This is a genomic window from Moorena sp. SIO3B2, from assembly GCF_010692525.1.
Lineage (GTDB): Bacteria > Cyanobacteriota > Cyanobacteriia > Cyanobacteriales > Coleofasciculaceae > Moorena > Moorena producens.
Genome location: NZ_JAAHHE010000618.1, coordinates 1 through 2775, shown reverse-complemented (window position 1 = coordinate 2775; position 2775 = coordinate 1). Strand labels below are relative to the sequence as shown.

Below are 2775 nucleotides of genomic sequence, written 5' to 3'. Positions count from 1 at the left end.
TCTTCTCGATTTTTTCTCCAGATTACTGGCAACACAACTTAGAAGCTCAGCGGGGTTGGGCAGCCAAGACTATTGTTAATGGTTTAATGAATTCAGGAGGCTGGTTTGGCTTTGGTCCAGAGCCTGGTGCCTTACAAAGAGGAATAGAAAATTCGGTGATTCTCTCCCCAGATGAACAACGGCATTTATCCTGGCATGTGGAACTCCTGGAAGATGCCTACTGGTTTGCCTTCCTAGGGTATTTTGGAATTGTTGGTTTGGGGATTTTTTGGCTAATCTTGTTACGGCTTTACCAAACCTCTCAATCTCTGATTAAATCTTCTTCATCCCTGGAATACAAATCCCTTGGGGTGATGCTTTGTACGATAATTATTGTTTCTTTCTTTTACACCTTTGTGGAACGGACATTTAAACTACGACCCTTTAGTTTTTATTTTTGGTTACTGGCTGGATTGGTAGTTAATTCCTGGTCTGTTCAACAAGGGAATAGGGAGTAGGGAGTCGGGAGTCGGGAGTCGGGAATCGCGAATCGGGAACAGGCAAAAGGAGTAGGGTGCGTTAGGGGCGGCATTACCATCATATCCAACTTTGTAGCCAGTAGCCCCGTAACGCACCACTTTTTAAGGAAAAAGGCAAAATGCAAAAGAGAACAGTATCAAAAAAAGACAAGCATTTTTTTTGCTATGCTGAATCCTTAGTGCTGATATACTTATCATCATACTGTTGGCAATTCCCCCATCACCCTATCACCCCATCAGCCCATCATGATTGATCATCAACCAAGAGTGGAACAGATATTTGTAGTGGGAAACTCCCGTAGTGGAACTACTCTGATGGGTCTAATCTTGGGATTAAATTCAGAGGTTTTCACCTTTGAGGAACTCCATTTTTTTGGGCAGTTATGGTCCGAGCAGCATCGGGACTCTTACCTGACTCAGGCAGAAGCAGAACAGCTAGCGGCTCGCCTCTTATCAATTCAGCATAGTGATGTTCTGCGTCCAGGGGATCCCAGTGACTTTAGTGAAGAAGCCAAAGTAATTATTTCCCAGCTTCCGGAGCAAAGGCTCACCTCTGGGGATGTCTTTAAGGTATTTCTGGGATACAAAGCTGCCAACAACGGTAAGAAGATTCCTTGTGAGCAAACTCCGGGCAATGTCTTATACATCGCTGAAATCCTGGAACTTTATCCCGAAAGCCGGATTATTAATATGGTTCGTGACCCCCGAGACGTACTGCTTTCACAAAAATATAAGTGGCGAATCAAATTCCTGGGTGCCAAGAATATTCCCTATCGAGAAGTCTTCCGGTCTTGGTGCAATTATCATCCCTTTACCATCTCAAAACTTTGGAATGCCTCGATTAACGCTGCTGAAAAATTTGCCAATCATCCCCGATGTCGTACGGTGAGATTTGAAGATTTGGTCACAAATCCAGAGCAGACAGTGGCAGAAATTTGCCAGTTTCTAGGTCTGGAGTTCCAAGCTCAAATGTTGGATGTTCCTCAAAATGAGGGTGGTGTCTCATCCCATAAGCAAATCACACCAAAACGTCGGGGAATTGACCCCAATACCACTGGAAAATGGCGGCGTGGGGGACTTTCTGTAACAGAGATTCATATTTGCCAGCAAGTAACCTATACTAACATGCTCAACCATGGTTACTCCTATGCTTCGATGAAGCCCAACCCCTTGATGTTAGCATTCAGTTGGGCATTTTTACCGGTAAAATTGACCCTAGCCTTGTTAATGAATCTTCACCGAACCCGAAACATTGTAGAAGCGATTCGCAGACGCTTGTAGATCGTAGCATCTCATATTTGAAAATTTTGCGTAGGGTGCGTAGGGTGCGTTAGGGGGGGATTGCCATCATATTCAACTTCGTAGCCAGTAGCCCCGTAACGCACCACCGAAGGGTTTGCCCTCATTTTTACGGTAGCCAGCGTTAGGTTGCTGCCCATAACGCACCACCGTATCAAACAGCAAAAGCGATGCAGCGCGGTCTTGGGGAGGCAGCGCGGTCTTGGGGGTTTCCCCCATGAGCGACTGCATCAAGACAATGAGATGCACCCAACCGGATTTGGTCATGGTGATACCGATAGGAGATGTTTAATACCTTTAATAAAGACTTGAAAACTGTGGGATGTATTGTCAGTTAAAGATAAATAGGGTGCAATTTTTTTAGAATGAATTCCTGGATAGTATTCGTTAACTAAACGTTTAAGCTCTTGTTTGGCAGAGTTAAGCTGATCGGGGTTACGGTATTTCTTTTTACTTTGTTGTTTACTGAGGCTATTAGGTTTCATGTTATAGGCTTTTTCGACTGCCGCCAAATTTCCTAAGAACCAGGATTCTAATTCATGGCAGATGATCCGAATCATCACATTATTGGATTTTCCGGCAGTTTGACAAATTTCTAATAGTTCTGATTTGAGTTTTTTGCAATCATGGGAGTTTTGGTCATGGACGATAATAAATCTAGTGTCAGGACTATATTGAAAGGCTTTAATTTTATTGGGAATAGATTTACATAAGTCCTGTTTGCCTTGGTGGGGGATACAAATATAGTTTATTTCATCGGGAATAATTTTCGGTAGGAGTTGATCTAAAACGTTTTTCATTGAGGGTTCTTCTAGCAGAAAAATCAGGTCATAACTCATTAGGGGGCAACTCCTTTAAACCAGCCTTGATTCCAGAGATAGCCGGGTAAGTCTCCAGCTTCGACTAGATTGACAAGGGTTGGATTATCTTTAGCCCTTGAAAATTTGGTGATCCCATG

At 43.4% G+C, this 2775-nt stretch carries 4 protein-coding genes and 1 pseudogene; 2 read left to right on the top strand and 3 right to left on the bottom strand.

Features of this window, described 5'->3' with window-relative positions; translation table 11 throughout:
- Positions 1-497, top strand: a 497-nt coding sequence (locus F6K38_RS38955) for a hypothetical protein (protein WP_287360283.1), incomplete at its 5' end; no start/stop codon positions are given.
- Positions 498-764: 267 nt separating this feature from the next.
- On the top strand, positions 765-1799 hold the full coding sequence (locus F6K38_RS38950) for a sulfotransferase family protein (protein WP_287360281.1): 1035 nt from the start codon (positions 765-767) through the stop codon (positions 1797-1799).
- 72 nt (positions 1800-1871) lie between these two features.
- Here F6K38_RS38950 and F6K38_RS38945 read toward each other — a convergent pair whose 3' ends face one another.
- From F6K38_RS38945 to F6K38_RS44650, 3 genes and pseudogenes are all read right to left on the bottom strand, one after another.
- Positions 1872-2036 carry a hypothetical protein gene (locus tag F6K38_RS38945; RefSeq protein ID WP_158026392.1) on the bottom strand — a complete coding sequence of 55 codons (165 nt, stop codon included), beginning with the start codon at positions 2034-2036 and terminating at the stop codon, positions 1872-1874.
- Between the two features lie 44 nt (positions 2037-2080).
- On the bottom strand, positions 2081-2656 hold the full coding sequence (locus tag F6K38_RS38940; protein ID WP_287360279.1) for a DUF4276 family protein: 576 nt from the start codon (positions 2654-2656) through the stop codon (positions 2081-2083).
- Positions 2656-2775: pseudogene (locus F6K38_RS44650) on the bottom strand (AAA family ATPase); the annotation flags it as partial. The gene F6K38_RS38940 and the pseudogene F6K38_RS44650, both read right to left, overlap by 1 nt.